Here is a 5,100-nt window from a genome sequence, read left to right as displayed (position 1 = left end):
CCGCAGTTGCCAGCCAAGCCGCCACTGTTGCACCTACAGGGCCCGGCTCCTTGCCGCACACGCAAGGGCCGCAGGCCCTGTTTGTCGTTCAGGGCGTCTGGATGGGTGCCATGGTGCCCAAGCGCTGGGCGCGCCGCGCCGTGACGCGCAACACCATCAAGCGGCAGATCTACACCGTGGGCGCCACGTTTGAGGCGCGTTTGCCGCAGGCCGCCCATGTGGTGCGCCTGCGCTCGGCGTTTGATCGCAAGCAGTTCGTGAGCGCCACGTCCGACCAGCTCAAGCAGGCGGTACGCGCGGAGCTGCTGCAGCTGTTCGGATATGCCACCCGGCATTCGGGCGCAGCGGTTGCTGCGCCTGTGCCGCCGGTGGCAGAGCCGGTGACTGCCCCATGATGCAGCGCCTGCTGATCGGCGTGGTCAAAGGCTATCGGCTGTTTCTCAGCCCCTGGCTGGGTTCGGCCTGCCGCTTTGAGCCGACCTGCTCGGTCTATTCGCTGCAGGCGCTGGAGCAGCACGGCGCTGCGGCAGGCAGTTATCTGACGGTGCGCAGGCTGGTACGCTGCCACCCCTGGTGTGACGGGGGCCATGATCCGGTCCCGCAAGATCTGCCGCGCAGCGTGCGGCTTTTCTCCAGGCTCACCCCTTCCACCACTCCCCCATCCTCACCAAAGAAGTCTTCATGAACGACATTCGCCGCACCATCCTGTGGGTGATTTTTGGCTTTTCCATGGTTCTGCTGTGGGACAAGTGGCAGCTGCACAATGGCAACAAGGCCACCTTTTTCCCGACCACGCCCGCTGTGACAGCCCCTGCTGCCGCCGCAGGCGCGGCCTCCGGTGCGACCGGGGCTGCCAGCGTGCCCGCCACCAGCGTGCCCGCAGCCACAACGGCCGCGCAAGGCGCGGCAGCCGTGCCCGGGCAGCCTGCTGCAGCGGCTGCGCCGGCCAAACGCGAACGCATTGAGGTCAAGACCGACCTGTATCGCCTGGTGTTCGACAGCGAAGGCGGCTCGCTCACGCAGGCCGAGCTGCTCAAGCACGCCGACATGACCGACAAGGCCCGCAACTTCCTGTTGCTGGATGAAAGCGCGCAGCGCGTCTACGTGGCGCAGACCGGCCTGGTGGGCGGCACTTTCCCCACGCACAAGACGGTGATGACGGCCGTTCCCGGCCCGCGCGAACTCAAGGACGGTGAAGACTCCATGAGCATCCGCTTCGAGTCGCCCGACCAGGGCGGCGTGAAGCTGGTCAAGACCTGGACCATCAAACGCGGCGCTTACGACATCGCCGTCAAGCACGACATCGTCAACACCGGCAGCGCCGCTGTATCGCCCCAGCTGTATCTGCAACTGGTGCGCGACGGCAACAAGCCGCCAGGCGAGTCGTCGTTCTACTCCACCTTCACCGGCCCAGCGGTTTACACCGAAGCCAAGAAGTACCAGAAGATCGAGTTCAAGGACATCGAAAGCGGCAAGGTCGACATTCCCAAGGACTCGGCCAATGGCTATGTCGCCATGGTGCAGCACTATTTCGCCACCGCATGGCTGCTGGCCGACGGCGTGCAGCGCGAGCCCTTCACCCGCAAGGTGGACACCAACCTGTACTCCGTGGGCATGCTGACCTCCCTCGGCACCATCGAGCCGGGCGCCACCAAGACCATCGACGCGCGCCTGTTCGCCGGCCCGCAGGTCGAGACCATGATGGAAAAGCTGTACCCCGGCCTGGAACTGGTCAAGGACTACGGCTGGCTGACCATCCTGTCCAAGCCGCTGTACTGGCTGCTCGACAACCTGCACAAGCTCCTGAACAACTGGGGCTGGTCCATCGTTGCGCTGGTGCTGCTGCTCAAGATCGCGTTCTACTGGCTCAATGCCAAGGCCTACGCCAGCATGGCCAAGATGAAGGCCATCAATCCCAAGATCATGGAGATGCGCGAACGCCTGAAGGACAAGCCGCAGCAGATGCAGCAGGAGATGATGCGTATCTACCGCGAGGAAAAGGTCAACCCGATGGGTGGCTGCTTCCCCATCATGATCCAGATCCCTGTGTTCATTGCGCTGTACTGGGTGCTGCTGTCCAGCGTCGAGATGCGCAATGCGCCATGGATCGGCTGGATCCACGACCTCTCCGCGCCTGACCCATTCTTCATCCTGCCCTTGCTGATGACGGCCAGCTCGCTGCTGCAGACCGCCCTGAACCCCGCGCCACCAGACCCGATGCAGGCCAAGATGATGTGGTTCATGCCGCTGATCTTCAGCGTGATGTTCTTCTTCTTCCCGGCCGGCCTGGTGCTGTACTGGCTGACCAACAATATCTTGTCGATTGCGCAGCAGTGGATCATCAACACCCGCATGGGCGTGCCACCGCAGTTCAATCTGCCCAAGTTCAAGTGATGCCGCAGCGGCAACGCTGACATCCACGAACTGACCCCCAAAGGCCGCGCAAGCGGCCTTTTTTCTGTCACCTTGTAAAGTCCCTGCCCATGCTTGCACGCCACCACGACCCCATCGTTGCCATCGCCACTGCCCCCGGGCGCGGGGCCGTCGGCATCGTACGGGTGTCGGGCAAAGGGCTGGAGGCCCTGGTGCAGGCGCTGTGCGGCCGCACCCTCAAGCCCCGCGAAGCGACGTACCTGCCCTTTCGGGATGCACAGGGCCGGGCCATCGACCAGGGGCTCGCGCTGTACTTCCCCGGTCCGCACAGCTACACCGGCGAAGACGTGCTGGAGCTGCAGGCGCATGGGGGCCCGGTGGTGCTGCAGCTGCTGCTGGCGCGCTGTCTGGAGGCGGGGACTGCCACCCAACCGGCGACCGGCCAGCCCTGTCTGCCGGGCCTGCGCGTGGCCCAACCCGGGGAGTTCACCGAACGGGCTTTCCTGAACGACAAGATCGACCTGGCCCAGGCCGAGGCGATTGCCGACCTGATCGACGCCAGCACGGAAGCCGCAGCCCGCAGCGCCAGCCGCTCGCTGACCGGCGCGTTTTCTGCAGAAATCCACAGCCTGCGCGACGCACTCATCCATCTGCGCATGCTGGTGGAGGCCACGCTGGACTTTCCTGAAGAAGAAATCGACTTCTTGCGCAAGGCCGATGCGCATGGCCAGCTATCGAACTTGCAGCAAACGTTGGCCTCGGTGATGCAGCGCGCGCGCCAGGGCGCTTTGCTGCGCGAGGGCATCAAGGTGGTCATCGCCGGGCAGCCCAATGCCGGCAAAAGCTCACTGCTCAATGCGCTGGCAGGGGCCGAGCTGGCCATCGTCACGCCCATTGCCGGCACCACGCGCGACAAGGTCCAGCAGACCATCCAGATCGAAGGGGTGCCGCTGCACATCATCGACACCGCCGGCCTGCGCGACAGCAGTGATGAGGTCGAGCGCATCGGCATCGCCCGCGCCTGGGACGAGATTGCCGGGGCAGACGCCGTGCTGTTCCTGCACGACCTGTCGCGGCAAAGCGCTCCTGAATATGTAGCTGCCGACGCAGATATCGAAAGCGCCTTGGGGCAAAAATTGCCAAAAAACATCCCCGTGATCGATGTCTGGAACAAGCTGGACTGCGCGGCCGGTGTTGCCCCTACGGCCAACCCCGGGCGCCCTACTGTGCATCTGTCGGCCCGCACCGGTCAGGGACTGGACGACTTGCGACGGCTGCTGCTGGACGTGGCGGGCTGGCAGTCGGCGCCCGAGGGCATCTACATTGCCCGGGCGCGGCATGTGCAGGCGCTGCAGGCCGTGTCGTTGCACCTGCAGGAAGCTGCTGACCAACTGCAGGCCCAGGGGCCGGCGCTGGACCTGCTGGCCGAGGAGCTGCGGCTGGCGCAGAACGCCCTGAGCGCCATCACCGGCGAGTTCACCTCCGACGACCTGCTTGGCGTGATCTTCTCCAGCTTCTGCATCGGTAAATAGCGACCGTTGGTCGCCCTATCTTGTAAACGGACGTAAACAGCGCTTGTGTCTGATCTGTAACAGGGTTACTTTCGGCGGACCATGAATGTTCCCATGCCCGTTGCCTCCAAGGTGGACCTCAAAGGTCTGATCGACGCCATTGCCCAGACCACGGCGGAGGACAGCATGACCAACCCGCTGACGGCCGCCCAGTGGGAGGTGCTGTCGTCCTACCTGCTCCCGGTGGTGTTGCCCGCGGGCCAGGTGCTTTTCAGCCAGGGTGCCACGGACCGCACCCTGTACCTGGTCGAAAGCGGCAGCCTGAGCGTGCACTACCAGGACGAAAAGGAACGCCTGCGTCTGGCCATTGTGGGCGCGGGGTCGGTGGTGGGTGAAGGCGCTTTCTTCTCGCACCGTGCGCGCAGCGCCACCGTGCAGGCCAGCGCGCCGTGCAAACTGTGGAGCCTCACGGCCATCCGCTTCACCGAGCTGACCAACCGCCAGCCCGCCATTGCCCTGGGTCTGGCCATGGCGGCAGGGGCTGTGCTGGCCAAGCGCCTGGGCAACCGCCGCCGCCGCGTTGCGGCCACCTGACAGGCGGGGCCTGTCGGGGGTTTCCCTCGGGCTTCTTCCGCCTTCTGCGGGGGGATGGCGCGTTACACTCGATTTGGATTTTGTCCAGGCACCATCCGAAGAAAGCAAGCCATGTCCCTGTTCAGTTGGTTCAGCCGCAAACCCGCTCCCGCCAAGCCCCGCGCAGCGGCCGAGCCCTCCGGCCTGTTCAACGCCGACGCCACCGTGCCCCTGCAACCCGGGCGCCAGGGCAAGCCGCTCGTGGAGCCCCAGCCCCCAGAGCACGCCGCCAATCGCAAGAACGAGCGCATGGAGCGCCGTGAGCTGCTCTATACCGTGGTGCGCGACGCCATGGTGCGCGCTGGCGTGCTGTCGGCCAGCTACAAGTTCAAGGTGCTGTCGCTCGACCAGCGCGGCCGCCAGTTCCTGGTGATGATGGACCTGGCCCGGGAATACGGCGGCGAGACGGTGCGCCTGAGCGAGATCGAGGCGCTCATCGCCCAGACCGCCAAAACCCGCTACGACATCCTGGTGACGGCCGTGTACTGGCGCATCAACGACCATGTGGCGGTGGGCATTCCGCAAAAGGGCGTGGCGCCCCAGGGCGCTGCGCTGCCGTTGCAGGCTGCTTCTACAGCGGTGC

The 5,100-nt window shown here is 65.2% G+C and carries 5 protein-coding genes and 1 pseudogene; all 6 read left to right on the top strand.

Annotated elements, in window-relative coordinates; genetic code table 11:
* Nucleotides 1-395: ribonuclease P protein component (locus tag DBR23_RS22830; protein ID WP_233250686.1), on the top strand; the 395-nt coding region annotated here is incomplete at its 5' end.
* Nucleotides 392-685: a membrane protein insertion efficiency factor YidD gene (gene yidD, locus DBR23_RS22825; protein WP_108499678.1), complete on the top strand. Its 294-nt coding sequence runs from the start codon at nt 392-394 to the stop codon at nt 683-685. The genes DBR23_RS22830 and yidD, both read left to right, overlap by 4 nt.
* Complete coding sequence (gene yidC, locus DBR23_RS22820) at nt 682-2,394, top strand: membrane protein insertase YidC (RefSeq protein ID WP_108499677.1); 1,713 nt, start codon at nt 682-684, stop codon at nt 2,392-2,394. Before yidD ends, yidC begins: the two co-directional genes overlap by 4 nt.
* Nucleotides 2,395-2,483: 89 nt before the next feature.
* Nucleotides 2,484-3,905 (top strand): tRNA uridine-5-carboxymethylaminomethyl(34) synthesis GTPase MnmE, encoded by a 1,422-nt coding sequence (gene mnmE, locus DBR23_RS22815; RefSeq protein ID WP_108499676.1) that lies wholly within the window; start codon nt 2,484-2,486, stop codon nt 3,903-3,905.
* Between the two features lie 81 nt (nt 3,906-3,986).
* Nucleotides 3,987-4,478: a Crp/Fnr family transcriptional regulator gene (locus DBR23_RS22810; protein ID WP_043565827.1), complete on the top strand. Its 492-nt coding sequence runs from the start codon at nt 3,987-3,989 to the stop codon at nt 4,476-4,478.
* 111 nt (nt 4,479-4,589) lie between these two features.
* Nucleotides 4,590-5,100: pseudogene (locus DBR23_RS22805) on the top strand (hypothetical protein); the annotation flags it as partial.

It is taken from the genome of Acidovorax sp. HMWF018 (assembly GCF_003061035.1).
Lineage (GTDB): Bacteria > Pseudomonadota > Gammaproteobacteria > Burkholderiales > Burkholderiaceae_C > Acidovorax > Acidovorax delafieldii.
This window is presented reverse-complemented; position numbering and strand designations above follow the sequence as displayed.

Bases quoted from the DNA above. Each gene is read 5' to 3' on its own strand.
- DBR23_RS22810 (WP_043565827.1), top strand. From the start codon at position 3,987: ATGAATGTTCCCATGCCCGTTGCCTCCAAGGTGGACCTCAAAGGTCTG.
- yidD (WP_108499678.1), top strand. From the start codon at position 392: ATGATGCAGCGCCTGCTGATCGGCGTGGTCAAAGGCTATCGGCTGTTT.
- mnmE (WP_108499676.1), top strand. From the start codon at position 2,484: ATGCTTGCACGCCACCACGACCCCATCGTTGCCATCGCCACTGCCCCC.
- yidC (WP_108499677.1), top strand. From the start codon at position 682: ATGAACGACATTCGCCGCACCATCCTGTGGGTGATTTTTGGCTTTTCC.